Annotated in this window: 22 protein-coding genes; 10 read left to right on the top strand and 12 right to left on the bottom strand. The window is 64.9% G+C overall.

Annotated elements, in window-relative coordinates; all coding sequences use genetic code 11:
- Positions 1–151: 151 nt before the first annotated feature.
- The 10 genes from ASC68_RS21420 to ASC68_RS21375 all read left to right on the top strand — a co-directional run bounded on the left by ASC68_RS21420 (position 152) and on the right by ASC68_RS21375 (position 9,449).
- On the top strand, positions 152–1,498 hold the full coding sequence (locus tag ASC68_RS21420) for an extracellular solute-binding protein (RefSeq protein WP_197421351.1): 1,347 nt from the start codon (positions 152–154) through the stop codon (positions 1,496–1,498).
- 6 nt (positions 1,499–1,504) lie between these two features.
- Positions 1,505–2,389, top strand: a complete 885-nt coding sequence (locus tag ASC68_RS21415) for a sugar ABC transporter permease (protein WP_055883839.1) — start codon at positions 1,505–1,507, stop codon at positions 2,387–2,389.
- Entirely contained in the window at positions 2,389–3,240 is an 852-nt protein-coding gene (locus ASC68_RS21410; protein WP_055883836.1) for a carbohydrate ABC transporter permease, read from the top strand. The genes ASC68_RS21415 and ASC68_RS21410 overlap by 1 nt, the downstream gene beginning before the upstream one ends.
- 43 nt (positions 3,241–3,283) lie before the next feature.
- Positions 3,284–4,051, top strand: a complete 768-nt coding sequence (locus ASC68_RS21405) for an SDR family oxidoreductase (protein WP_055883833.1) — start codon at positions 3,284–3,286, stop codon at positions 4,049–4,051.
- A 44-nt stretch (positions 4,052–4,095) separates the two neighbouring features.
- Positions 4,096–4,776, top strand: coding sequence for an RraA family protein (locus tag ASC68_RS21400; protein WP_197421348.1), 681 nt, complete (start codon positions 4,096–4,098; stop codon positions 4,774–4,776).
- Positions 4,777–4,783: 7 nt separating this feature from the next.
- Complete coding sequence (locus ASC68_RS21395; protein WP_055883831.1) at positions 4,784–5,644, top strand: amidohydrolase family protein; 861 nt, start codon at positions 4,784–4,786, stop codon at positions 5,642–5,644.
- A 25-nt stretch (positions 5,645–5,669) separates the two neighbouring features.
- A complete protein-coding gene (locus tag ASC68_RS21390; RefSeq protein WP_055883828.1) occupies positions 5,670–6,842 on the top strand; it encodes a mandelate racemase/muconate lactonizing enzyme family protein in 1,173 nt (390 codons plus the stop codon).
- A 10-nt stretch (positions 6,843–6,852) separates the two neighbouring features.
- Positions 6,853–7,890 (top strand): succinylglutamate desuccinylase/aspartoacylase family protein, encoded by a 1,038-nt coding sequence (locus tag ASC68_RS21385; RefSeq protein WP_055883825.1) that lies wholly within the window; start codon positions 6,853–6,855, stop codon positions 7,888–7,890.
- A gap of 67 nt (positions 7,891–7,957) precedes the next feature.
- The gene (locus ASC68_RS21380; protein WP_055883822.1) at positions 7,958–9,004 is read left to right on the top strand and encodes a LacI family DNA-binding transcriptional regulator; all 1,047 of its coding nucleotides are present in this window, start codon (positions 7,958–7,960) and stop codon (positions 9,002–9,004) included.
- Between the two features lie 244 nt (positions 9,005–9,248).
- Positions 9,249–9,449 carry a tetratricopeptide repeat protein gene (locus ASC68_RS21375; protein ID WP_055883818.1) on the top strand — a complete coding sequence of 67 codons (201 nt, stop codon included), beginning with the start codon at positions 9,249–9,251 and terminating at the stop codon, positions 9,447–9,449.
- 25 nt (positions 9,450–9,474) lie between these two features.
- On the opposite strand, the gene ASC68_RS29020 is transcribed toward ASC68_RS21375, so the two are convergent.
- The 12 genes from ASC68_RS29020 to ASC68_RS21315 all read right to left on the bottom strand — a co-directional run bounded on the left by ASC68_RS29020 (position 9,475) and on the right by ASC68_RS21315 (position 25,823).
- Positions 9,475–9,999 (bottom strand): invasion associated locus B family protein, encoded by a 525-nt coding sequence (locus tag ASC68_RS29020; RefSeq protein WP_197421346.1) that lies wholly within the window; start codon positions 9,997–9,999, stop codon positions 9,475–9,477.
- Positions 10,000–10,016: 17 nt separating this feature from the next.
- Entirely contained in the window at positions 10,017–14,030 is a 4,014-nt protein-coding gene (locus ASC68_RS29400; protein WP_197421344.1) for an autotransporter-associated beta strand repeat-containing protein, read from the bottom strand.
- Between the two features lie 220 nt (positions 14,031–14,250).
- Positions 14,251–15,114: a carbohydrate ABC transporter permease gene (locus tag ASC68_RS21360; protein ID WP_082528361.1), complete on the bottom strand. Its 864-nt coding sequence runs from the start codon at positions 15,112–15,114 to the stop codon at positions 14,251–14,253.
- A gap of 32 nt (positions 15,115–15,146) precedes the next feature.
- On the bottom strand, positions 15,147–16,085 hold the full coding sequence (locus ASC68_RS21355; RefSeq protein ID WP_197421342.1) for a sugar ABC transporter permease: 939 nt from the start codon (positions 16,083–16,085) through the stop codon (positions 15,147–15,149).
- 79 nt (positions 16,086–16,164) lie between these two features.
- Positions 16,165–17,451 (bottom strand): extracellular solute-binding protein, encoded by a 1,287-nt coding sequence (locus tag ASC68_RS21350; RefSeq protein ID WP_082528359.1) that lies wholly within the window; start codon positions 17,449–17,451, stop codon positions 16,165–16,167.
- 52 nt (positions 17,452–17,503) lie between these two features.
- Positions 17,504–19,666, bottom strand: a complete 2,163-nt coding sequence (locus tag ASC68_RS21345; RefSeq protein WP_055883800.1) for an alpha-N-acetylglucosaminidase — start codon at positions 19,664–19,666, stop codon at positions 17,504–17,506.
- A gap of 36 nt (positions 19,667–19,702) precedes the next feature.
- Positions 19,703–20,041 carry a hypothetical protein gene (locus tag ASC68_RS21340; RefSeq protein ID WP_055883797.1) on the bottom strand — a complete coding sequence of 113 codons (339 nt, stop codon included), beginning with the start codon at positions 20,039–20,041 and terminating at the stop codon, positions 19,703–19,705.
- Between the two features lie 43 nt (positions 20,042–20,084).
- Positions 20,085–20,462: an SIS domain-containing protein gene (locus ASC68_RS21335; protein ID WP_082528356.1), complete on the bottom strand. Its 378-nt coding sequence runs from the start codon at positions 20,460–20,462 to the stop codon at positions 20,085–20,087.
- Positions 20,462–21,214, bottom strand: coding sequence for a GntR family transcriptional regulator (locus ASC68_RS21330; protein WP_082528355.1), 753 nt, complete (start codon positions 21,212–21,214; stop codon positions 20,462–20,464). The genes ASC68_RS21335 and ASC68_RS21330 overlap by 1 nt, the downstream gene beginning before the upstream one ends.
- A gap of 595 nt (positions 21,215–21,809) precedes the next feature.
- Positions 21,810–22,334, bottom strand: a complete 525-nt coding sequence (locus ASC68_RS21325; protein WP_055883788.1) for a hypothetical protein — start codon at positions 22,332–22,334, stop codon at positions 21,810–21,812.
- A gap of 23 nt (positions 22,335–22,357) precedes the next feature.
- Positions 22,358–23,464 (bottom strand): aminotransferase class V-fold PLP-dependent enzyme, encoded by a 1,107-nt coding sequence (locus ASC68_RS21320; protein WP_055883786.1) that lies wholly within the window; start codon positions 23,462–23,464, stop codon positions 22,358–22,360.
- 367 nt (positions 23,465–23,831) lie between these two features.
- On the bottom strand, positions 23,832–25,823 hold the full coding sequence (locus tag ASC68_RS21315) for an alginate lyase family protein (protein ID WP_055883783.1): 1,992 nt from the start codon (positions 25,821–25,823) through the stop codon (positions 23,832–23,834).
- Positions 25,824–25,872 lie beyond the last annotated feature (49 nt).

Below are 25,872 nucleotides of genomic sequence, written 5' to 3'. Positions count from 1 at the left end.
GCCTCCGAATGCGATTTATCGATATATCTTCTTAGAAGGCTCGATCCTGTCGACTTGGCCCCGGAATCGGCGTGGTCCTCCCGAATCTCGATTGACAAGGCGTGGAATTGTCATGCAGCTTGACTTTATCGATAAATCTGGAGGGAAACAGATGTCGTTGCCAAACCATAGTGCCGTCGCGCCGGTCACCCGGCGCCGTCTGTTGACAATGTCCGCCGCGCTGATGGCCGGCACCGCACTCGCTGCGGCCACTGGGGGCGCCTTCGCGCAAGGCGGGGCGGCGTTGCAGTTCTGGAAGATGCCGAACATGGCGGCCGAGAGCGAGAACGCCTATTGGGCGACCGCCGTCGCCGGGTTCAAGGAGGCGAGCGGCAACAGCGTCGAGCACCTGCTGGTGCCGTGGGCCGAGTTCCTCGCCAAGTATACGGCTGCGTTCGTTTCCGGCACGGCGCCCGACGTCTCCTACCAGGTGACCAACACGCTCAACCAGTTCGGCACCAATGGCCTGCTCGCGGACCTCAGGGCGATCGATCCGGCGCTCGATACCAGCGCCATCAACGAGGCGATGATCGCGTCGGCCACGCGCGACGGCAAACTCTACGGCTACCCCTACATCTCGAGCCGCTTCGTTCTCGCCCTCAACGAAGCCGTGTGGGAAAAGGCCGGCAAGCCCGCCCTGCCGACGACGTATGACGAGCTGCTGGAGTTCGCCAGGAAACTCACCTTCGACGAAGCGGGCAAGCCGCTCGGCGATCCGGCCTTCGACAAATCCAAGGTGGCGATCTACGGCATGGCCTGGCCGGGCTCCTACGAGGTGGTGATCAACTACATCTGGAACGTGCTGTTCTCCTACGGGGTGACGCCGTTCAGCGCCGACATGAAGGATATCGGCTTCGACACGCCCGAGGGCCGCGCCGCGCTCGAGCATCTGAAGGCGCTGCAGGATAGCGGCGCGGCGACCCCTCTCACCCTCTATGCCGATGCGACGCAGTGGGCCGAGTTGCTGCCGGCCGGCAAGGCGGGCCTGCAATGGGTGGAAGCCAACGTCCAGCAGTTCGTCAACTTCCCCGATGCCCGGCTGCAGGTGGTGGAGCCGCCGGCGGGCCCGGCAGGGGCGTTCGTTTCGGGGGCGGCGGGCTATCTGGTGATCGCCGAAGCCAGCGCCAACAAGGCGGCGGCGCTCGATTTCATCAAGTACGTGACATCTGGTGCGCCATACGACGATTACATCGCGCAATCGCTGCTGTTCCCGGTCAGCACCAATGCCGATGCCGCCGCCATGTATGGCAAGGTGAGCGAGAAGCGGGCCTATGATTTCCTCGCCGCCGCGCTGCCGCAGACCAAGTCGATGCTGTTCCCGGCGGCCCTGCCGTATAACGGCTATGAGTATCTGGTGGGCGAGATCAACAACTACCTGAGCGGGCAGAAATCGCTGGATCAGGTGATCGCCGACGCCAGGCAGCAGACCGCGACGCTCGCCGCCAACGCCGGGCTCTAGCACCTCATGCAGGCGATCAAGGCACAGGCGAGGGCGGAGTTCATCTCCGCTCTCGTCTTCCTCACCCCGAAAGTCGGATTGTTCGCCGCGTTCGTCGTGGTGCCGTTCGTCTACACCTTCTACCTGATGCTGTTTCAGGGTGGCCTGATCGGCAAGTTCAGGTTTGTCGGCTTAGGGAATTTCGGCGCGCTGCTGGGTGACGGGCTGCTGCGCTCGACCATCGGCAACACGCTCTTGTTCATGGCCGTCAACATTCCGGTCACCGTGGGGCTGGCGCTCGGCGTCGGCATCCTGCTCGCCCGCCAGGTGAAATTCCGCGGCGTCTATCGCTCGCTGATCTACGTGCCTTCGCTGCTCTCGGTTTCGGCCACCGGGCTGGTGTGGAAGATCATGCTCGATCGCGATGCCGGCCCGATCTACGGCTTTTTCAAGCACACGTTCGGGTTCGAGCTCAGCTATCTGCAGTCGGGCACGGTGGCGCTCATCGCCGTGGCGCTGATCAGCGCCTGGGCGTCGGTGGGCTTTTACAGCCTGATTTTCCTCGCCGGCCTCAACGGCATCCCGCGCGAGCTTTACGAGGCCGGCACCGTCGATGGCATCAGCCCGAGCGGCGCCTTCTGGCACATCACCCTGCCGCTGTTGAAGCCAGTGCTGCAGCTGGTGCTGATCCTCACCTCGATCAGCGCCATCCAGGTGTTCGACATCATCTTCGTCCTCACCCAGGGCGGGCCCGGCACCTCGACCTATACGGTGATGTGGTACATCTACAAATCGGTGTTCGGGGGCGGCTCGGTCGGCTACGCGGCAACCATCAGCGTCGCGGTGATGGTGTTCTCGATCCTTCTCGCCGGCGCGATCGTGCTGTTTACCCGCAGCCGGGAGGCGCGCTGATGGCGCCGCACTCGCGCCCACGGGTCCGCCTCAGCAGCCGCCAGGTCTGGGCGGCGCTGCGCACCCACACGCTGCTGATCCTCGTCGTTCTCGCTTCGATCTGCCCGGTGCTGTTCGTCGTCGTCGCCTCGTTCAAGCCGATCACCAGCTTCGACTCGCTGGCGAGCAGCACGGCGCCGTTCACCCTCGCCAACTATCTGGGGGTGTTTGCCGACAAGGTGTCGATCCAGTGGCTGCTCAACTCGATCATCGTCACCACGGCAGTGACCATCCTCACCGTCATCGTCGATATGCTCGCCGGCTATGCCTTCGCCAAGCTGAAGTTCAAGGGCAGCGCCTGGTTGCTTTCAGCGATGCTGGCGACCGTCATGGTGCCGTTCGCGGTGACGCTGTTGCCCAATTACGTGCTGGTGGCGCGGCTGGGGCTGGTCAACAGCTATGCCGGCCTCATCATCCCGCTGCTGTCGGCGCCGGTCGGGGTCTACCTGATGCGGCAGTTCATCTCCGAGATCCCCGACGCGCTGCTCGAGGCGGCCAAGATCGATGGCGCCAACCCGCTGCAGATCCTCATGAAGATCATCGTGCCGCTGGCGCGCCAGCCGGCGATCGTTCTGGCGGTGTTCACCTTCGTCAACACCTGGAACAGTTTCCTTTGGCCGCTGCTGATCGCCCAGAGCGAGGACAAGCGCACCCTGATCGTCGGCATTGCGACGCAAAGCCTGCAGCACACGCAGAATCTCGGGGCGATGACGGCGCAGACGGTGATCAGCATGGTGCCGACGCTGGTCGTCTTCGCCATCTTCCAGCGCTACTTCCTCATGGGCCTGACGGCGGGTTCGGTGAAATCTTGATCGACAACAGCAACACGCAGAAAAGCAGCGGGGAGGGCCGGCAATGACCGGGGCAAGCTATCCGAGCCTCAGGGGCCAAGTGGTTTTCGTCAGCGGCGGGGCCAGCGGCATCGGCGCCGAAATGGTGGCGCAGTTCACCCGCCAGGGGGCGCAGGCGGCGTTCGTCGATATCGACGATACGAGTGCCGAGGCGCTGGTCGCGGCGCTTGCGGCCGAGGGGCACGCGGCGCCGCTCTACCAGCACTGCGATATCCGCGACATCGCCGCGCTGCGGCTGGCAATCGCCGCGGTGATCGAGCGCTTCGGCCCGATCAACACACTGGTCAACAATGCCGCGAGCGATGATCCGCACACCATCGCCGAGGTCGAGCCCGACTATTGGGACGAGCGCATGGCGCGTAACCTCCGGCATCACTTCTTTGCCGCGCAGGCGGTGCGCCCGGCCATGGCCGGGGCGGGGGGCGGCTCGATCATCAATATCGGCTCGACCGTCTGGCTGTTCGGCGCCCCCAAAACCATCGCCTATGCCACCGCCAAGGCGGCGATCACAGGCATGACCCGCTCGATGGCGCGTGAACTGGGACCCGAGAACATCCGGGTCAACTGTGTCATCCCCGGCTGGGTGATGACCCCGAGGCAGCTCGCCACCTATATCGACGATGCCGCCGAGCAGCAGATTGCAACCCGCCAGTCGCTCAGCAATCGGCGCATCCAGCCCGCCGACATCGCCAACATGGTGCTGTTCCTCGCCGCCGACGAGAGCCGCTCCTGTGCCGGGCAGAACTTCATCGTCGATGCCGGCTGGGTCTGACCGGGCCGCTACCGACCAACCTCCTACCAACGGAACTGACCAAAATGAACGCTGACCGCCAAAGCTCCGACCCGGTGGTGCAATTGATGCGCGAGAGTTTTTTCTCCGCCCTGCTTTCCGACGTGCTCGACGAACTGGGCTATCGCAACCAGGCGCTCCAATCACGCATCCGGCCGCTCGATGACGCCCTCAAGATGGTCGGGCGGGCGCGCACCATGATCTATGCCGATATCTATCAGCAGCCCGGACCGGACGAGAACCCGCATGCCGGCGAGATCAAGCTGATTGACAGCCTGGCGGCTGACGACGTGGTGGTCTGCGCCTGCGGCACGTCGGGCCGGATCGCGCCGTGGGGGGGCCTCCTCAGCACCGCAGCCAAGGTGCGCGGCGCGGCGGGCGCGCTGATGGACGGGCTGGTGCGCGATATCGCCGAGATCCGGGCCTTAAGCTTTCCGGTGTTCCACGGCGGCATCGGGCCGCTCGACAGCAAGGGCCGGGCACGCGTCATCGATACCGATGTCACGGTGCAGTGCGGCGGCGTCAGCATCTCGCCCGGCGATATCGTGTTCGGCGATGGCGATGGCGTCGTCGTAGTGCCCCAGGCCATCGAGGCCCAGGTGGTCGCTGCGGCGACGGAGCGGCTCAAGGGCGAGAACAAGACCAAAGCCGCATTGCTGGCCGGGCGCAGCCTCGCTGAAGTCTACGAAGAATTCGGCGTCTTGTGAGGGCACCATGATCGTCGATTGCCACGTCAATATCTGGAACCCCGAGCATGTGCGTCCGCTGCTGACCACCGGCACCGCCACCTCGCGGCCGGGTTCGGTGAGCCAGCTGGCCGATGCCGACACGGTCTACAGGGCGATGTCGGAGGTCGACAAAGCCATCATCTTCTCGCTGCGCTACGGCGACAGCGCCGGCATCGACGGCGATGACGAGGTGACGGCGGCGGCGGTGAAGAAATATCCCGACAAGTTCGTCGGCTTTGCCGCCATGGATCCGCGCCGGCCCGACTACATGGACCTCCTGGTGCACGCCATCGACGATCTGGGCCTCAAGGGCGTCAAGTTCGGGCCGATCTACAATGGCGTGTCGCTGCTCGACCCCAGGATGGTGCCGGTCTACGAGTTCTGCGTGAAGCGCAATATTCCGCTGACCATGCATATGGGCACGACTTTCGCCGAGAACGCGCCGATCGAGTATGGCCGGCCGCTCGATGTCGACAACATCGCGGCGCGCTACCCGGACCTTAAGATGATCATGGCGCACATGGCGCACCCCTGGGCCGAGGAGTGCATCGTGGTCATCCGGAAGCGCCCCAATGTCTATGCCGAAGTGTCGGCGCTGTTCTACCGGCCGTGGCAGTTCTGGAACACCCTGGTCACCGCGCAGGAATACCGGGTGAACGACCGCAACAAGATCTTCTGGGGCACCGATTTCCCGTTCGCCGAGGTGCGGGAATCGATCGATGGGCTCAACGCCATCAACGAGCAGGTCGAGGGCACGAGGTTGCCACGGATCAGCCAGACGACAATTGATTCAATCCTTTACGCGAACCCGTTCGAGCATTGGTGGCACGGCGGCCTCAAGTCGTGACCCCAAGGCTGAAGCGAGACAGAACATGAAGATCACCGAAGTCGAACCGATCCTGTTGCGCGGCACGGCCGCCTATGGCGCGGGGGCCAGCGGCGCCGAGGCCACCGATAATGGCGACTGGCAATTGCTGATCCGCGTCACCACCGACGAGGGCCTCACCGGCTGGTCGGATGTCGAAACGCTGGCCCCGGCAGCGGTCAGCATCATTGCCGGCGAGGGCATGGCGACGGTCGGCTTCCAGACGCTGGGGAGCCTGCTCGTCGGCGAGAACCCGCTCGATGTCGAGCGGCTGTGGGACAAGCTCTATGTCGGCAGCGCCTATTACGGCCGGCGCGGCATCGCCATGCACTGCATCTCGGCGCTCGATAACTGCCTGTGGTCGATCCGGGCGCAGGCCGCCGGCATGCCGCTGGCCGAACTGCTCGGCGGGCGGCGGCGCGACAAGGTGATGGCCTATGCCTCGACGCTGTTCCGCTCGACGCCCGAGGGCATGGTCGACGCCGCCAATGGCTATATCGACAAGGGCTATCGCGCCGTGAAGTTCGGCTGGGGGGTGTTCGGCCAGGATCCGGGGCGAGACCGCGAACTGGTGGCCGCCGCGCGGCAGGCGCTCGGGCCCGACCGCTACCTGATGGTCGATCCCGGCTGGTATCCGACGGTGACGCCGAACCGCATGCAGCCGCGCAGCCGCGCCGACAACGAGAGGCTCTGCCAGTGGCTCGGCGACTATGACGTGCGCTGGGTCGAGGATTTCATCCACCCCGAGAATTTCGACGAGTATGCCGCGGTGCGGGCCGCGAGCCCGGTGCCGGTGGCGGCGGGCGAGCAGGTCTCGACGGTGTGGGAGTTTGCCCGCTTCATCGAGAGCGGCTGCGTCGATGTCATCCAGCCCGACCTGACGCGCTGCGGCGGCCTGAGCGTGGCGAAACAGGTGGCGCAGCTGGCCAACCGGGCGGGCATTGACCTCGTGCCGCACTCCTGGCTGACGCACCTGTTGACCGGCTACAGCCTGCAGCTGATCGCGACTTTGCCGCGGGCGCATTTCGTCGAGTTCAATGTCAGCCAGAGCCCACTGACGGCAGGCATCGCGCCGACCTCGCTGAGCCTCGATGCCGAGGGCTGCATCGCCATCCCGGATGGCGTCGGCATCGGCATTGAGGTCGACACCGATTTCATCGACGCGCATCGCGCCCGCTGAGGAGACAAGCATGGACCGCCGCATCGTCAACGTCGCCGAGCTCGATCTCACCTCGCCGGGCCGCCGCGACTATTGGGTGGCGCTGCCGCATGATGGCATCTGGGGCGACCACCTGGTGCCGCTCACGGTGTTCATCGGCCCCGAGGCGCAGCCGGGCAGGGGGCTGGTGGCCTTCGGTTCGACCCATGGCAACGAGTATGAGGGGCCGATTGCCATCAAGCACCTGCTCGGCGAGATCGACATGCGCGAGGTGCGCGGCCGCATTATCCTCGTGCCGGTGCTGAACGTTGCGGCGTTCCGCGCCGGAGCGCGGGATTCGGTCAACGATGACGGGGTCAACCTCAACCGCGCCTTCGTGGCCGATGCCGGCCGCACGCCGAGCCTGGGGCGGATCACCCACCGCATCGCCGATTTCGTCCGCACCACGATCTGGCCGCATGTGCATGTGGTGCTGGACCTGCATGCCGGGGGCGAGGTGGCGCAGTTCGCGCTCGGCCCCAGCTTTCACCCGATCGCCGACCGCGAGCAGAGTTTCAGGATCGAACAATCGGCCCGCTGGTTCGGCTCGCCGGTGGTGCTGGTCTACCAGAACGAGACACCGGGCCTGTTGACCAGCGAAGCGGAACGGCAGGGCAAGGTCACTATCGGCGCCGAGCTCGGCTGGGGCCGCTCGATCCATCCCGACGGCGTGCGCTATGGCCGGCAGGGCATCCGGGCCGCCGCCATCCACTGGGAACAGTTGCGTGGCACCATCAAGCCGATCGATCACCATGCCGACGGCACCCAGGTGAAACTCTCGATCGTCAACCGCAACTGCACCATCGTCGCCCCGTTCGACGGCCACTATGAGCCGCTCCGCAAGCCGGGCGACGCTGTTACTGCCGGAGCGACGATCGGCTATCTGCACGATTTCCAGCGGCTGGAACTGCCGGCCTGGCCGGTCAGGGCAGGTGTCTCCGGGCGGCTCGCCGCACAAGCCTGGGGCGCCCGGGTCAACCAGGGCCAGCACATCGCCATCGTCGGCGAGGTGCAGGACTGGGCGAGCTGACAGACATCGGCAGCTCAAGCGGATAATATGCCTCAAAACGGCAGATTCTGATGCCCCCGGAGGAAACTTGCCCCCTAGCAAGAAGGCGGTAACGCTCAAGGACGTGGCGCGGCTGGCCCAGACAACGCCGATGACCGTCTCGAACGTGCTCAACAATCGGGCGGGCGCCGTGGGGCCGGAGCTGTCGGCGCGGGTGCGGCGCGTGGCGCAGGAGCTCGGCTACCGCCCGCACGCGCTGGCGCGGCGGCTCAGGACGCAGCGCAGCCAGATTATCGGCGTGGTGCTGGTCGATGCGTCGCCGTTCTTTCTCTCCGACCCCCTGACCGCCGCCATGCTGGCCGGCCTCACCGCCGCGCTGCATCGGCTCGATTACTCGACGATCCTGCACGGCGTCGGCCCCGACGAGGTCGAGCAGGCGTCGTTCCTGCGCAATATCGAGACCGACGGCTTCTGCATGGTGCTGTCGGGCTCCCGTGCGACGCGCCGCCGGGTGGTGGAGCGGATCGCCGCCACCAACCAGCCGCTGGTGATCCTGCAGGAAGAAGTGCCGGACGAGGTGCGCGATGCGGCCTCGATCCATTTCGATGACCGGGGCGGGGCGCGTGAGCTGGCCCGCGCCCTCGTCACCGGCGACGTGCGACACGTGCTGTTCCTCGTGCCAGCGCTGGAATGGGCCGCCATGCAGCGGCGCGAGGGCGGCATCCGCGAAATTCTCGCCAACCGGCCCGAGGTCCGCCTCAGCGTGGTCAAGTCGGCGAATGAAGGTTTTGAGGCTTGCCAGGCGGCGCTGGGGGCGTTTCTGGCCAAGGGCGACGAACCTGACCTGGTCATCGGCGGCAACGACCAGATGGCCATTGCCGCGATGCGCTACCTGCAGGGCGTCGGCCGCAATGTTCCCGGCGATATCCAGGTGGCGGGCTTCAACGGCCTCGAATTCGGGCGCTATTCGACGCCCGAACTCACCACGGTCGCCGCACCGGCGTTTCGGCTGGGCGAAGCGGCGGCCAATGCGATGTTCCATCGCCTCGACACCGGCAGCTTTCCCTTCCGCGAGATGGTGGTGCCGGTCGAGGTGATGCTGCGCGGCTCGACCCGACCAGTGCTCGCGACGTGAGGGCCCGCGGCGGGCTAGAAGCCGCCGCTGACCCCGGCATTGAGCGACCAGCTGCGCTGTTCCGAGCCGAGCCCGCCCAACTCGCCGCCGAGATTGATCGCGGCGCTGGGGCTGACGTTGAGCCGGACGCCGGCCTGGACGCGGCCTTCGAGCCCGGTGGTCGTCGTGCCCTCGGGATCGCGACGCCGCCGCCATCGACTGGCTGCAGCGCTCCATCGCCATCACCCCGGCCTCGGGCCGCCCGATGATGCTGCTGGCCGCCGCCTACCAGCGCCTCGGCCGCCAGGCCGAAGCCGAAGCGACCCTGACCAAGGCCCTGACCCTCCGCCCCGGCACCACCGCCGCCAACGTTGCGCCGCCGACGACGGGGGCAAGCCCGGTGTTCGTGGCGGCGAGCGCGCGGGTTATCGCGGCGATGGTCGGTGCGGGGTTGCCGGAGCGGTAGGGCTGCCCGGCTACCCGGCAGAGTTTCAGAGTTTCGCGAAGGCCGAGGTGAAGCCCTTGAGGGAGAGCTGGAAGCCAACCGCTTCGCCGTTGGCCGCCTTGACCCCGAAGGTGACGAGGCCGCCGCCCTGCAGCGCCACCAGCAGGTCGGAGGTGAGCTCGAGCGTGGCATAGCTGCCGTTCTGGTCGGCAATGGTGATGGGCACCCGGGTGGGGGCGCCGGCATCGATCGATACGTCGACGCCTTGCTGCAGCAGGATGCCGTGCGGCAGGTTGATGCGCAGCAGCGCTGCCGCGTCGGGACTGGGCCGGTAAATCGTCGCCGCGATGATGCGCTGGTTGCTGTCTCGCGCGACCAGCGCCTGCGTCATGGTGCAGACGATGGTGTCGCGGCCAGCCTCGTTGGAGCAGTTGATCGCCCATGGCTGCGGGCTGTCGTTGGCGGGACCGATCTGCAGCGGTCCGGCGGCCACCGGCGCATCCTGCGCGCTGACAGGCCCCGTGACGAGAGCAAGCAGCAGCAGACCGCCAAGCAAGCGGGAAGAACGCACGTGTCTCGCCACGCCGGTCAGAACTGCAGCCGCGCTTTCGCCGCCAGCCCGTACCCCTCGAGCTGGTCGGAGAAGCGGGTGTTGAGGGTTAGGGAGGCGTCGAACTGCGCGTTGTCGCCGAAGGGCCGCGAGACACCGATGCCGAGGCTCGCTTCCCCGACCAGCCCCTGGTTTTCCGACACGAGGTTCAGTTCGTTGCCGACCTGGTCGGTAAACACCGAGGTCGGGCCATCGGCAAAGTCGTTGTAGAGCGTGCCGGTGAGGAACGGGGTGACCGCGGTGAGCTGATCCTCGAGCAGGAAGGTCTTGCTCAAAGTGCCGCCGATGAAGCCCACGAGGCTCAACGCGGCATCGGGGGCGAGGGTCTCGCCATTCTGGAATTCGAGCACCGAGGCGGTGGTTTGGCTGATCGAGAAGCCGGCCCGCGGGGTCAGGTCCACCTCGCCCAGTGATATCGCGTAGCTCGCCGAGCCGCTGAGCGTGTAGCGATCGGTGTGGAGGTCGGCATCGACCAGGCCGTAGCTGGCGTTGGTGTTGTTGAACACGAAGTCGGTGGCGTCGTAGCGGGCCTGCAGCTCGGCGCTGAACTGATCCTTGGCGATGGCCGCATAGATGCCCCCGGAACCCTGCTGGAAGCTGGCCTCGGTGGTCGATGGCACGATGCCGTCGATGGCCTGGGTGGTGGAGCCGGCAGCAAAGCCGCCGAAAGCGCCCAACGCTACGTCGATGCCGGAACTGCCGACATTGGAACAGACGACATCGACGCCGAACTGGCCGCCGCCGAAGCTGAGGCCAACCGTCGAAGAGCCAGCGGAAGAGCCGCTGTCGGTGAAGGTTTCGCCCGTCGCCGAAGCGCTGCCGCCAAGGCCGCGCTGCCAGGCGCCGACGCCGCAATCGCTGCCGGGGACGTTGCCGATAAGCGTCCTGCCATCGCGGCCCGGGGCATGATCGAGCATGGCGCCGATGGTCGACTGCGCCAGCGTCACCGCATCGGTGATGCCGCCCAATACGCCGAGGTCGGCTTCGGCGTGGACGTAGAGATCACCGCCATTGTCGATCAGGCTGAAGCTGACGAGGCCGGCCGGCGGCAGGCCGGTGGAGCTGAACGCGCCGTCATAGCTGGCGGCGTCATTCTGGACCACCAGTACGTCGGGGATCAGCCAGGCGCCGCCCAGATTGTCGAAGGCGTAAGTGGTGCTGGCGCCGGCTGCGACCGAAGCGACGTGCAGCCGGTCGGTGGCGCCGGTCTGGAGGTTAATGTCGAGGTTCACCGTGCCGGTGCCCGACATCACGCCGGTGGTCAGCACATCGCCAGCGAGGTTGTTCCCGCCGAGCGAAACGACGCTGTTATTGGTTAGCGCGCCGATGGTTTCGCTGCCGCGCAGGTCGAAGAGGCCGCTGCCCGAGACATTGACCGCGGCGGTGTCGGAGATCGACGTGCCGTAGCCGATGAAGCTGCCGCCGGTGATATCAAGCTGCGATGTGCCGGTGAGCGAGCCGGTGACATCGAGCACGCCGGCTGCAACGGTGGTGATGCCGCCATAGCTGTTGCTGCCCGACAGGATGAACGTGCCGGAACCCGCTTTGGTGAGCCCGCCGCTGCCGGAGATGACTCCCGCGAACGTAGTGGAAGTATTGGCGCCGCCCGTCGAAAGCGTCTGGCCCAGCGCGACCTCTACATTGCCGCCGCTGGCGCCGCCGCCGGAGAGCGAGCCGATGGTCTCACTGTCGGTCACCACCAGGTTGACGCCGGCGGTGTTGTCGAGGACCACCGCGCCGGTATTGGAGATGGCGGCGCCGTTCTGCAGCTCGAGCGTGCCGCCGCTGACAGTGGTGGCGCCGGTATAGGTGTTGCTGCCCGAAAGCACCAGCGTGCCGCCGCCGGTCTTTTCGATCGGTCGGGCCCCGCCGGTCTCGGTGATATTGCCGGACTGCTCGGCGGCATCGCCGGTATCGACGTCGAGGGTGGTGTCGTTGCTGTTGAGCACGATGGCGCTCGCGACCACAGCACCGTTGGCGTAGTGGATCTCCGACCCGGTGGTGGTGATCTGCGCGATGTCGCTGGTGGTGACATTGCCCGAAAGGTTCAGCGTGCCGCCGAGCTGGATATCGCTGATGGCGCTCGTCAGGCTGAGCGTGCCACCATCGATGTCGAGACTTGCGCCGGTATCGACCCGGACCGCGCCGGCAATGGTGCCGCCAGTGCCGGTGATGCTGTTGCTGCCACCGGTGAAGGTGATGGCGTTGGCGCCGCCTCCGCCACTCGCGACGCTGCCGGGGGTGGTCATCGCGATGTCGATGCCGGCGCCCGATATGCCGGCGCCACCGGCGCCGGGGCTGCCAACACCGAAGCTAGAAGGGCCGCCCGCGCCGCCTTGCCCGCCAGTGACGGCCGCATTGACGTTCACCGTGCCGCCATTGCTGAGCACGATGGCAGCGCCGCCGCCGCCGCCGCTGCCGCCGTCGTAGTCCGCAGCGCCGCCGGCGCCGCCTTGCCCGCCAGTGACGGCCGCGTCGACGTTCACCGTGCCGCCATTGCTGAGCACGATGGCGGCGCCACCGCCGCCGCCGCTGCCGCCGGTGATCGCAGGGCCGCCGGCGCCGCCTTGCCCGCCAGTGACGGCCGCATCGACGTTCACCGTGCCGCTATTGCTGAGCAAGATGGCAGCGCCGCCGCCGCCGCCGCCGCCGCCGGTGAAGCTCGCAAGGCCGCCCGCGCCACCTTGCCCGCCAGTGACGGCCGCATCGACGTTCACCGTGCCGCCATTGCTGAGCACGATGGCGGCGCCACCGCCGCCGCCGCTGCCGCCGATGACGTAGCCGCCACTGCCTGCGCCGCCATTGCCGCCGGTTGTGGCGGCGTTGACGTTCACGGTACCACCGGCGCCCTGCACCAGGCCGCTGGCGCCTGCCTCGCCGCCAAGGCCGAAGTCCTCACCGACGCCGCCGGCATTGCCGACGCCGCCGGTGAGGGCGCCGTTGATGGTGGTCGTGGTGGCGGTCGTGACATTGGCGCCGGCGCCGTTGGCGCCGCCGGTCACCGTGCCGGTGATGGTGAAGGTGCCGGTGCTGCCGAAGGAAACGCCGGCGGCGCCAAAGCCGCCGGTCACCGTGCCGCCGGCGATGAGGTTCGCCGCTCCGGTGACGACGATGGCGCTGGCGCCGTTGCCGCCGGTGGTGGATGCCCCGGTGGTGAGCGTGCCGGTGCCGCCGAAGATGATGCCGGCGCCGCCAATGGCGTCGTTGCCACCATTGCCGCCGCTGACCGCCGCGCTGGTGGTGATGGTACCGCCGTTCAGCGACACCACGCCGGCGCCGCCCGCGCCGCCGGGGCCCTGCGCAAACTGCGTATATCCGCCATCACCGCCATTGCCGCCCGTCACTATGGCATTGATGTTCGCAGTCGCTCCAGCCGCATTGCTGAACACCATGCCGGTGCCGCCGCTTCCACCGCCGCCGGCCGAAAGGAACGCGCTGCCGCCATTGCCTCCGTTGCCGCCGGTGGCGGTCTGACCGGTGTTGCCCAGGTTCCCCGTCCCGGTGATGACCACGCCATAGCCGCCGGCGCCGCCGCTGGCGCCGTCGCCACCGTCACCACCCTGGGCCGGTCCGGTCAACGTACTGAAATCGGCGCCGACAAAGCCGTGGGCTCCGCCGCCACCACCGCCGCTGGACGTGCCGTTGCCGCCATCGCCGCCGACGAACGTGCCCGGTGCCGGCGCCAGTCCGCCAGCACCGGCATTGCCCGGGAAACCGATCATGTCGCCGCCGGCGCCGCCAGTCTGGCCTGCACCACCACCGCCGGCTTCGGACATCAAGTCGCCATCGCCGCCGGCCCCGCCCGCGCCGGTATTGGAATCCACGCCCCCGGCCGCGCCGCTGCCACCTTCGCCGCCGGCGGCGAAGGCGGTGCTGGTGCCGAGGGGGCCAGCGGCGAGGATCGCCAGCGACGCGATGGAAACGAGGAGCGTTCGCGTCAGGCCATGCAGGCGTTTGCCCTGCACGCTATGCATTGCCGGAAAGCGGTTCATCAAGTCGGCCCCCAAATCATGCGCGCACGGTAGACAGAAAGCCCGCCGGGGGCATGCCCACTAAACAGTAGGGGTAGGTCGAGATCGGTGGCCAGCCGAGCAGGCGGTCGGCGCTTAGGGGGCGTGACCGCTCAGGTCGTCTCGACAACGCCGCTTGCCCAAGGAGCCGATCCAGCGGCAGCCTGGGACTAATCCAGTAGCCGGTGCTCGTCTGCGCTTGTCAGCCTTTCAGCCCGCTCAGCGCAATGCCTTCGATGAAATGGCGCTGCAAGAGCAGGAAGACGATCAGTATCGGGATGAACATGATGGATGCGCCAGCCATTTGCAGATGCGTCTGCGACAAGTATTGCTGGGTCAATCGGGATATGCCGACCGGCAGAGTCCACAATGTCTCGCTGTTGGTAATGATCAGCGGCCAGATGTAATCATCCCAGCTGGCGAGAAAGATCAGGATGCCAAGCGCCGCCAACGGCGTTCGACACAGTGGCAGAACGATGCGGAAGAAGATGTAAAACTCCGACGCGCCATCGATGCGTGCTGCTTCCAGCAAGGCGTTGGGGATCGCCATCATCGACTGACGCAGCATGAAGATGCAAAAGGGGCTGACAATCGCCGGGAGGATCAAGCCGCCGAACGTGTTGTCGAGGTTCAGCCCGATCATCATCAGGAACAGTGGGATCATGATGACCTGGAACGGGATCATCATGGTCGAAAGCACAACCAGGAACAGCACGTTGCGCCCCGGGAAGCGGAATTTGGCGAAGGCATAGCCCGCCATGCTGCTGGTGAACAACTGGGCGAACGTGATGACAACAGCGACCAGCAGGCTGTTCAGAAAATAGCGGCCAAAGCCTAGATTGACCAACGTTTCGAAGTAGTTGTCGAGCGACCACTTGCTGATGTCGAACCAGACCGGCGGCACTTTGATAACCTCGGAGAGAGGCATCATTGACGCCGAGATCATCCAGACGAGCGGTATCATCATGAAGACTCCGCCCAGCGTCAGAACCAGCAGGCTCAAAGCTCGGCCGAGGAGACTTGTTGCACGCGCCGGCGGGCGCCCGGACATTGATGCCGTTGCCATTCTAGAACCCCATACTCTCAAGGCGGAATTGATCAGTCATAGCTGACGTCGCGACGGGCGAGGCGCAGCTGAATGAGCGTGATGACCAGCACGAGGGCGAACAGGATGAATGCCTGGGCCGCGCCGTAGCCCAGCTGGTTGGAGCGGAAGGCGGTCGAATAGATCTGGTAGACCATGACGCGGGTCGAATCGAGCGGTCCGCCTGCTTCGCCGATGCCTCTCGCCGTCATCAGCGCTACCGGCGTGAAGACCTGCAGCGAGGCGATCACCGAGGTAATGGTGACGAACACCAGCGTCGGGTTGAGCAGCGGGAAGGTGATGCCCGTGAACAACTGCCAGCGGTTCGCGCCGTCGATGCGCGCCGCCTCGTAATATTCCTGCGGTATGCTCTGCAGACCCGCCAGGAAGATCACCATGCCGTAGCCCAGGCTCTTCCATATGGCGACGATCATGATGGCGGGCAGCGCCCACTGTGGAGACGCCAGCCAGGTGATCCCGTGGATACCGACTGTGCCCAGTGTTTCGTTGACGATGCCGTAGCGGGGCTCGAACAGCCAGCGCCAGACGAACGACACGGCTGCCCATGAGGTGATGACGGGAATGAAATAGAGGGTGCGGAAGAAGGCGCGGAAGGGGAGGGTCTTCTGATTCAGGATGAGCGCCAGCCCCAGCGAGAGCGCCATGCTGACTGGAACCGTGACGATGGTATAGATGATGGTATTGGTCATGCTCTTGACCACCACCGTATCGCTCAGCGCTCGCACGTAGTTTTCCAACCCGATGAACGGATAGTCGCGCGGGATCAGGCTCCAGTCGTGCAGGCTGATCCAGAAGGCATAAACAATCGGAAACAGGGTGAGGACGAGCAGAAAGAAGAAGGTGGGCAGCAGGAAGAAATATGCCCAGGCGAACTCGCGGCGTGCACTCGCCGAGTATCGCATTCTGGGCAGCGGTAAACCGAAAGCGCTCATCTTTCTTTCCATTCACTCCAATCAGACCAAGACCACAGGGGCTTCGGCGACGAAGCCCCTGTGAAATGTGGCGTCGTATTCAGGCGCTGTGCTGCGCGATCACCTTGTTGAGATTGTCCACCATCGTGTTGAAGGCGTTCTCCGGCGATTGGCCGCCCAGCACGACTTGATCGCGGGCGGTGTCGAACTCGCCGACCCATTCGGCCCAGCCAACCCACTCCCAGGGCGAGGCGTAGGACAGCGAGTCCATCACCGTCTTGGCGTTGGCATCGGTGCGGAAGCGCGCATCGCTGCTCAGCGCGGCAGCCGACGGCAGGTCGCCACCGGTTTCGCTCCAGACAAACTGAGCGTCGGTGCTGGTGCAATACTGCACCCATCGCCACGCCATTTGAGGATCCGCCGCCCACTTGCCGACGACCCATGCCCAGTGGGAGCCGCCGGTGTACGGCTGTTGGCCCGCGAGGCGCGGCGCGAACGGCACAATCGTGTACTTGAGGTCTGGCGCCTGCTGCGCGAGGTTGCCGCGATTGACGGGATGCGCCAGCGTCATGGCCGCCTTGCCGAGGCCGAAGCGGGATTCTCCGGGGAGGAACGCGCTGTCGTCAGTGTCGGTGGAGAGCTTGACGAACCACTTGAACAGGTTGAGGACCTCGGGATAGTCGCGCCACACCAGCTGATTGGTGGCGCGATCAACCCAGGGCTGTCCGTTCTGCTCGCGCTGGAAATACTGCTGGTAGAGGATGGTCTGGAAGGCGCTGTAGTAGCTGGTGTCGAATCCGACCTGGTCGGTAAAGCCGCCGGTCTTCTTGGTCAGCTTCACTGACTGCTCATACAGGTCGTTGAGGTCGGTGAACGGCGCGGCGGGGTCGAGCCCGGCTTCTTCGAACAGCGCGTTGTTGCGGTAGACAAGCAGGGTCTGCACGTCGAGCGGCAGCCCGTAGTACTGCCCATCTTTCAGGGCGCGCTGCGTCGTCCAGGGCAGATAGGTGCTTTCGATATCGGCGGCGCTGATGACCGACTTGTCGGCGGGAACGAGGTTGCCACCGGCGATATATTCTTCCAGCAGCCCCATCGGGATCTGGAAAACGTCGGGCGCGGAGCCTGCTCCGGCGGCGACACCTGTCGCCAGTTTTGACCAGTAGTCGGTCCAGGGGATCGACTGGAAGTCGATAGTGACACCCGGGTGGGCGGCTTCAAACTCACCCTTGAACCGCTCTACCGTTGCCGCGCGCCCGGGCGCGTGGTGCTGCCAGTGGCTGATCTTCAGCGTGCCTTGCGCAGCGGCGCGTCCGACAGCGAGACCACCTGCCAGAGCTGCCGAGCTTTGTATAAATGCCCGCCGAGACATACGAAGCTTTGACGTCATTGTTTCCTCCTTCGTTAGAGAATTCGCCTGCTTTGGTGTGCGCGTGCGTCGGTCAGGATGCTGGCATCGCGCCCTCCGTTGGTTCGGACAACAACGGCTGGTACTGGGCAAGAAACTGTCGCCCCAGGCTTACTGGGTCGCCAATTGGCTGCATGGCCATTGGGGAGGTATCGTGCGTCCACGCATCCTCGAACGCGATCACGCGGCGCTCGAGTGCCGCCGCGTCGAATGGCGTGCCGCTTTCGAGGGCCTGCTCAAGCTGCTGGAACAGCATTTCCCAGCGGCTGCGGTAGAACGTATTGAGCAACCCCGCCCAATAGCGGCACGAGTAGTCATGCAGGATGCTGTTCGGTTCGCCCCACAGCGTGACGAGCAGGCGCGCGTTCCATTCGAGCTGTGCCCGTTCGGCGTCGTTTGCTCCGTGCCGCCGGGCCGAAGCGATCCAGTTGCCGAGCAGAAATTCAGGGCGCGTCCCCGCCAGCGCATCCATCTGGGCGATGATCTGCAGGAACTGGGCGGACAGGGGGCGGAAGGTGGAGAGGTCGTGAGCGTTGCAGGCGGCGACGATGCGCGTGTGCAGCGTTTCGGCGGCGAAGGTCATGGCCTGGAGGCCGACATCGACCAGATCGCGCTGGAAGCCGCCTATGTTGCCGACGTGCTCGGCGCAGTTAAGCAGCAGGCGCCACGCCTCGATCACCTGCGGCAGCTGCGCGGCACGCTTGGCCCGCCAACCGCGGTTCGCATCGAGGTGGGGGCGCTGGCAAACCACCGAACGCATCCCGCCATAGGTGTCGCGGAGTTGATTATGGGTGTCGTAGACCGAGGTGCTGAGGAGCGCCCACGCCTGTTCCGCTGCATCCAGCTTTTGACCATAGCGCCGCGCTGCATACCGGGCAGTCCATGTCGAGAGATCGACTGGCTGGCGATGCCACGCCATTTCGCAGAACAGGTCGTAAAGCGCCGGATTGCTTTCGATGGCTTCGGCGCTGATGCCGATCCCGGAAAGCTGGCCGTGGCCAGGGTCGTTAAGGGCTGACGGAAGCTCCCGCGCGACCGCCGGGAAGTTGCCGTACAGCCCGGGACGACCGCCGAAGCTGTGCAACATGCACCACACCCACGGTCTGCCGTAGAAGGCGTCGGTCTTTTTCCATTGCGGGTATTCTTCGGCGTACAGGTCGAGCAGCAGCAGGCGACCTTCGGGGACGCCGCGCAGCACGGCCTGAATCTGTTCCGGCTGCCAGAAATCCTCCTTATAGAGGAAGGGCCAGCCTTGCAGCACCCACACCGCCTGCGGGTCGGCGCTTGCCATACCCTGATAGATCGACTGCGAGAGCGCGGTGAGCAGGGCGGGATCGTTACTGGCGGGCACCATTTCGATGAAGGTATCGGCGGCGTAGAGATGATTGGTGCCGTACTGCCGCGTCTGCTCCGCGATGAAGGCGTGGCCGATGCGCTCGAACAGCGGGTCAGCCGGGTCGAGGAAATAGGTTGGCGTGAAGCCTGCCCAACTGCTGAGCTGATGCACCGTGCAGTCCGGGAAGACTTGCGACAGCGCCGGAGGAACGTGCCCAGTGAAACCCTGGAGGATCGGGGTCATGCCGAACGCACGCTGGCGTTCGACGATGCGCTTCTGCAGCGCAGCGTGTTCACTGATCCAGCCGGCAGGGAGCGGGCCTGCCCACCCGTCGATGCAGCCCATCCAGCCGAAGGGCAGGTAGGCCGCACCAACCAGAAATTCGTCAATCTGCGCGTCGGCTAGCCCAAGCTGACGGCAAACAGCCTGCCAGACCGCTTCCTGCCCGGTGATGGAGAGCGGCGCGTTGATCCCATTGAGCGCCATCCAGTCGATTTCGCGCTGCCAGCGTTCCCAATCCCAGAAGGGCAGCGAGTAGCTGTAGGTGCAGTAGTTGAAGTCGTAGCGGTAGCGATATGGCGTGCTGATGCGCACTTTCTCGATGCGGGGCAGCGGGTCGGGCAGAGCGAGTTGGGTGCTGTCCCAGGAGATGTGACAGTTGCACGAGTATTTGAGATACCAGTTGAGCGCCGATGCCTGCGCGACCCCGGTCGTACCACGCAGCACGACTTTGGCGCCGACGCTTTCGATCTCGAATACGTCCAGCCCGTCGGGTGACGCGAGCGTTTCGAGCGAAAAGCTCTCGACGTGGTCGGGAAGCCAGCGCTGCAGTATTCCCCTGACGGGGTCGTCGGAAGTCATCAACGCATTCCTTTCAATCATCGCGTTGCTTGCCGGCTACAGGTGCTGCAGCCGGAACCGGTAGTTCTTGAGCACTTCTTGATTGACCGATGCGGCGGCATGGGTGTTGAGGCTGCGCAGGACAGGCGGCGCGTGACCCGCCACGTGCAGCCGCCGGACGGTTTCGTAGACCACCGATTGCAGGATGGTCGCGCCGATGATGGTCGAAAGCCCGCAGACGGCAGTATCCAGCCCCGGAACCTGAAGCGAGGCGTCGCCTGCGGGACCGGAATTGTCGAGCACGATGTCGGCGACGTCATACAGGCGCTGACCAGATGGATGGCGGGCCGGCGACCCCTGGCTGGCGCTCACGCTGGTGAGCGCGACGACCTTCATGCCGCGGCCCTTGCAGATGCGTGCGACTTCGACCGGAACCGGATTAATGCCGGAGTAGGATGACGAGAATGGCGTCCGTGTCGGCAATCGGATACTTGCCGAGCAGGATTGGCGCGTAGTCGACGACGCGCTCCAGGTCACCGGCGGCGATGGCGCTTTGCAGCATGAGCGCCGGATCGAGCAGCGGGTTGAAGCTGAGCAGCCCGCCCGCGCGGAAAAACAATTCTTCCGCCAGCATGTGCGAGTGCCCTGCGCCAAAAACGTGGATCAGGTTGTCGCGCTGGACGTGCTCGGCGAATGTGTCTGCTGCCGCCTGGATTGTGGCAGAGTGACTCTCGGAGAGCTGTGACAGCCGTTCGAGCACGAGATCGACGACCGGCAACTGGGCGTGTTGCACAGTACCCGCAATGATTTCCGTCATCACCGGCGACCCGTACGCGGGTCACCGGATGGACGGTGCAACTCAATTGGGACCTGATAGCGGTCACTGCGATAGCGCGACTCGCCATACTCGATCGGAACACCGGATTCGTTGTACGCGACGCGCCGCGCCACGATCAGCGGGACTTCGCGCGAGATCTGCAGCAGCTCGGCTTCCTCGTCCGTCGGCGTGACGGCGCCCAGCGTGCCTTTGGCGACCCTCAGCCGGACACCGTACCGACGCTCCAGTGTGCCGTATAAGGACTGGGTGGCGAAATCCACCGTCTCCAGACCGGGGAAGGTGACGGCACTCAGCACGACCGCCTCCAACGCCATCGGGATGTCGTCGGCGAAGCGCAGGCGCCGGATGTGGGTCACGGGAGAGCCGGCGAGAACGCGCAGGGCGTCGGCAATCTCGGGTGTAGCGGGCTTAACGGCACATTCCAGCACCGCGGCGTGAACCCGCATGCCCCGGTTCAGCATGTCCTCGCTGAAGCTGGTCAGCCCAGTCATGTCTTTTTCGACAACCGATCGCTGCACGAACGTGCCACGCCCGACTTCGCGCGATACCAGCCCGTCACTGGCGAGGCGGGCCATGGCCTGCCGCAGCGTCACGTAGCTGACGGCAAATTCGCTCGCCAACGCGCGATCCGAAGGCAGAGGCTCTCCGGGCTGCATCTGGCGAATGCGCTCCCGCAGCGTTGCTTCGATCTGCGCGTAGAGCGGAGCGTTTCTATTTGATGATAGGGCCATTTATTTGTGCTCTGCCGGTCCGGAGTTAGTCATGCGTCTCTGAGGATGGCGTTGCTGCCGTTTGAAGGATGCCCAAACTTGCCACTCCGAAAGCCACGCAATGATATATATCACTCAGTGGTATATATCATTCATATCAATGAGAATGGATCTGTCAAGTAGCCAGGCAGCGCCGTACCGCCTCGTTCCGGGTGACTGGGCGAAGACGGTTGCCGCGGCCGATATCGCGCACGGGAGCAGACCGCAGCCTCGGCACGGCGTTGCCGGCGCCGGTTGGCTCAAGCGGGCTGAAACGTTGCCTCCGGCAGGCGGAGCCTTGCCATCCGAGCCGGTCCAGTCAAAGCAGACCCGGGAGCGCTTGCGGAGCTGACTTGCCAATGTTGCCTGCGGACGGGCTTTGGCTCTCGGCAAATCGGTGACTTATGGAGATACGAGGGTCCGGGCGACCTGCTGCATCGCAGGCAGGTTGTTCAACACCGGTCCGGTGAAACGGCGCCTGCTCCCATTCGCCCCCACCTCACCCCGCCTGCACCTGATAGTCCACTTGCGATCTCGTGCTGGGTGCCCGTGCCACGGGTCGGGTGCGCTAGCACGACTAACCCTTCTGCAATGCGCGTTGGAGGAGCGCGGTTGTATAGAACTCGTACGAGGCTGCCTTGTCCGGGAAATCGATCAGATGGACTGTGAAGCGGCAGGGAACTCCATTTTCGGGAAGGTTATCGGCGAAGAAGGATGAGTACGCCTCGGCATAGGCTTTCCGAAGGCGATCCTGCTCGGCGGCATATCCGGCGGGGTCGGCGAGGATGTTCGGGGTCTTCGGTTGGGCACCGAACGCATGCATCTCAATGAAATCGATATCCTCCAGAGACGAGCAGATTCCCGCCTCGACCAGCCACTTCTCCCAGCACCTGAAGACCAGTGCGACTTCCTGATGGGGATCCATCGACACGAGTTCGCTGAGTCCCAATACGCCCTTCGCTGAGTAGCCACCTGTCAGACCAGCGAAATGAATCTTAAGGTCGCCATCTGTCTGTTCCTCGGTGACCAGCGCCGAGAGAACAGGTCGATCGCCTTCATAGTAATAGGTGAGTTTGCCACGCTTCCTGACATTGAATGCCATCGATAATGTTCCTGGAGACTTGATTAGCTTGTCAGAACCTGTCGCAATCGAGCAGCAACGACAGCGGCCTCGTCGCTTGTCAGCGTCTGCGGATTCAGGGCTATGGCATTCGGTTCATCGGCTAGTGCAGATACCTCAATCCAGACATCGCCGTTCTTGAGTTCGTCAATTACCTGGTCGCGCGTCTTGCCGAAACCGGCATCGAGATGAACGATTGCGCGGGCGTGAGGTTGACCAGCTTCACTTGGGAAGCCGCGTTCCGTCGTCACTCCCGGGATCGCGGCGAGGTCTTCGATCCAGTTCTGGACGATCGCCTCGTAACCTTGGAGAATCGCGTCCTCGTCCCGATCCAGTGTGTACTGGACGGCGGCGAGCATTCCGGCGAGTTCTTCCTTTCCGACTTTCATGGGTCGACCGATGCCCTGCGTTGGCGGTGAAAGTCGGCGGCAACCTGCGATCAATTCCCTGGTCCCAAGGACCAGACCGGCAGCTTGCGGCCCACGGATACCTTTGCCGCCACTGAAGACGACACCATCGCAGCCGAGGACCTTGGTGTAGTGCCAGAGACTCGAAACCGGTGGAATCTGGGCAGCGGCGTCAACCAGAACCGGGACGTGGTGTTTCCTGGCGATCGCGATGACATCCTCGATCGGCGGAGATTTCACTGCCAGCGCCCCGGCAAACCAGACCAGGCACGCTGTACGCCCGGTTATGGCCGACTCAAACGATTCGAGGGTGTCGTCGCACGCAACGATAGAGGCGCCGGTCTGGAGAATCGCGAAGTCGTAGCCGTTGCGCTGTGAAGTGAAAACGATCACTTCGTTCCTGGTGATGCCCTTGAGCATCGGATACGCCATCGGATCGGGTTCGTTCGGCGCTGCCATCAGAGTGGCAACCGCGAGCACGATCCCAGCTGCTGCACCCGAGGAAACGAATGCGGCATCATTCCGGGTGAGCTCGGCGATGCGGTCGCCGACTCTTGTTTGAAAGAGTGGCAGATCGATAAACGAGCCAGCAGCCGCATGCATTGCCTCGAGGACTTCCCTGGGCATGCGCGATCCACCAAGTCGGGTGAGTGTTGCTGACGCGTTGATGATCGGCTTGATGCCCAGGTCTTCGTAGATACCCACCCGCAGAGCCCCTCGCGAGAATTGTGAACCCATTCGTTGGGCGTCAGCCTACCCAATCCGGATGACTGCCGCATTCACCGATTTCTGCCCCAATGACGTGCTTGAGCACAAAGGCGATCTGCGCTTCGGTGAACTCGACGTCTTCCTGGAACTCTCCTGCTCCAGGCAGGGGATCATCGTGAAGGCCAGGTACCCTGCCATGGCACACAGCTGGCCATCCGGCAGGCGGAGGGCGCCGCCGATGGCCGCTTTCCCTCTCACCCCACCTGCGGCAGCGCCAAGCAGAATTCAGGCTGTGGTTGGATCTGCGGCTCACCCGACCCTCTACCCAGCCGGACGAGGGCAGGGCCCTCGCCGGGAGTATGGCCTATCGGCTGATGACGATCTCCCCGGCGGCGACGCGCTTGAAGAACGTTTGCAGCCCCTCGTGCTGCAGGTTCTCGACGTCGCCCGAGGCGACCAGGCCGATGGCGATATCGGCAAACGAGTCGATCAGGAACTGCGCCTCGAACGCCGGGCGCTTGGGCAGGGCCGCGATGATGCAATCGGCGCGCTTGGCCCGGTACTGCGTGCCATCGATCGCGAAGTCGATGATGACGCGGTGGAGATTGTCCTCGTAGGTGCGCGTCTTCGCGCCGCACGCGCTCAAGCCATCCGGCTTGCGGTCGCCAAGTGGCTCGTTGATCACCAGGCTGAAGCTGAAAAAGCTGCTGGTCGCATAATTGAACGTGCCGACCACGTTGAAATCCAGCTCGTTCGCTCCCTCCTTTTCGCCCTCGATCTCCGATTTAAGCAATGAGTTGACGTTTACCGACCTGCCCACCTGGTGCGCGATATCCTCGAGTGTGCGGACGCTGTGTTCCGGGGTCGGCAGCGGTGGCGGTGGCTCCGGCATGGTCAAGGGCGCGAGGTTCACCACTCCACCGGTGAGCGCATAGAGGCAGGCGGGTACGCCACCGGACTTTTCACTGTCATTGTCGACCTCGCCGGCCAGACTGTTGAGGATGTACCGAGAGGCGTCTCTTTCAGGAAACAGGTTGGCGTAGGCCGTCAGGTAGCCAGCTTCCCCTATGAACGACATGCTCGGCTTGTCGACGCTGCCGAAACGGTCGCCGCCGTCGGGGCAACGGATGGCGTATTGCTGGTTCGTGGCAACCGGATCCTTGATCGAGCGCAGGACGAACTCCACGGCGGTGTGAGCCGATCGCCCATCGACCTCGTAGCCGAAGAGATCCACGCCGCGAGCCAGCTTCAGGGCGGTGCCGATCATCACCACATGGGCGGTGTTTCCCGAATTGTAATGCAGGCCCATGCCGCCGCGCTGGGTATCGATTGGCCAACTGCCGTCCGGGCGCATGTCGTGGATTGCCAGCTTGAACTCGTCGATCGCCGCCTGGACCGGCCGATCATCCCCGACCATCAGGCCCCAGATCAGAGCGGCATAGGTCCGCATATAGGCCTTGTTGTCGGAGCGATCCTTCCAGTGGCTGGCGCCCATTTCGGCCACGAGGCGGTTGAGCCACGGGCCGACGACGGTGCGTTCCTCGGCGGAAAAATCGGCAGCCACCTCCGCGGTGGCGCTGAGAATGGAGAGGATCGCAGCCATCATCTGGTAGTCGACGGGCTGCGCGCCCCAGCTGACGTGGATGCCTTTGCCGAGCGCACCGGCGCGGGCCCATTCGATGACGCCCTGCTTGAGCTGGGTGCGCGCCACCGGATCGTCGGTGAGACGCAGGTAGGTGGTCAGCCGCCTGAACCAGGTGGCGGCGATGTCGATGTCGTGCTGTCGCTCGCCATAGGCTTCATCGAGCTTCACCACCGCGATGGGACGGGGAATGACCAGGCTGCCCGGGCCGCTCTGGCACTGGGCGGCGCCGCGCACTGCAGTGTAGGGCGATTTCCACGCTTCGGCGCCGAACTGGTCGGCGGTCAGCTTCGGCACGCCGAGGGGCGTACCCTCCCCGTAGGTCGGGTGCTCAAAGCACTCGGGAGCAGTAGTGTAGGCTTCCCAGAGCCGCTGCTGATCACGATCGGAGAGGATGCCGGCCGGCTCCGACGACAGGTCCAGCGTCACGATGCTCTGCGCTGCAGGGGTAGCGGCGAAAGCCGACACCGCCGAACACCACTCACCGGAATTCTCGGTGGTGAGCGTGTCGAGCGGCATCGCGGCGTTCCGCGCGAAGAGCGTCGCGGCGTTGATCGTCCGCTTTCCCAGCGCGCCATCGACCGGACCGGGATCAAAACCCAGTCGCGTCAACTGCTCCTGAACGCAGGCCACGTCGGCGCGGGCCGGCGAGGCAACGGCCAACCATGGCGCGAGCAGCAGCAGGACAAATGCGCGTCGCAGGAATGTTCTCATCGGTTCCCTCCCTGAAGCGGACCGGGCTGCCGAGGCGTTCTCGAGCCCC

The sequence above is a fragment of the Devosia sp. Root105 genome (genome assembly GCF_001424865.1).
GTDB lineage: Bacteria > Pseudomonadota > Alphaproteobacteria > Rhizobiales > Devosiaceae > Devosia_A.
The sequence above is the reverse complement of the archived record's forward strand: the minus strand, read 5'-3'. Positions and strand labels throughout refer to the sequence as shown.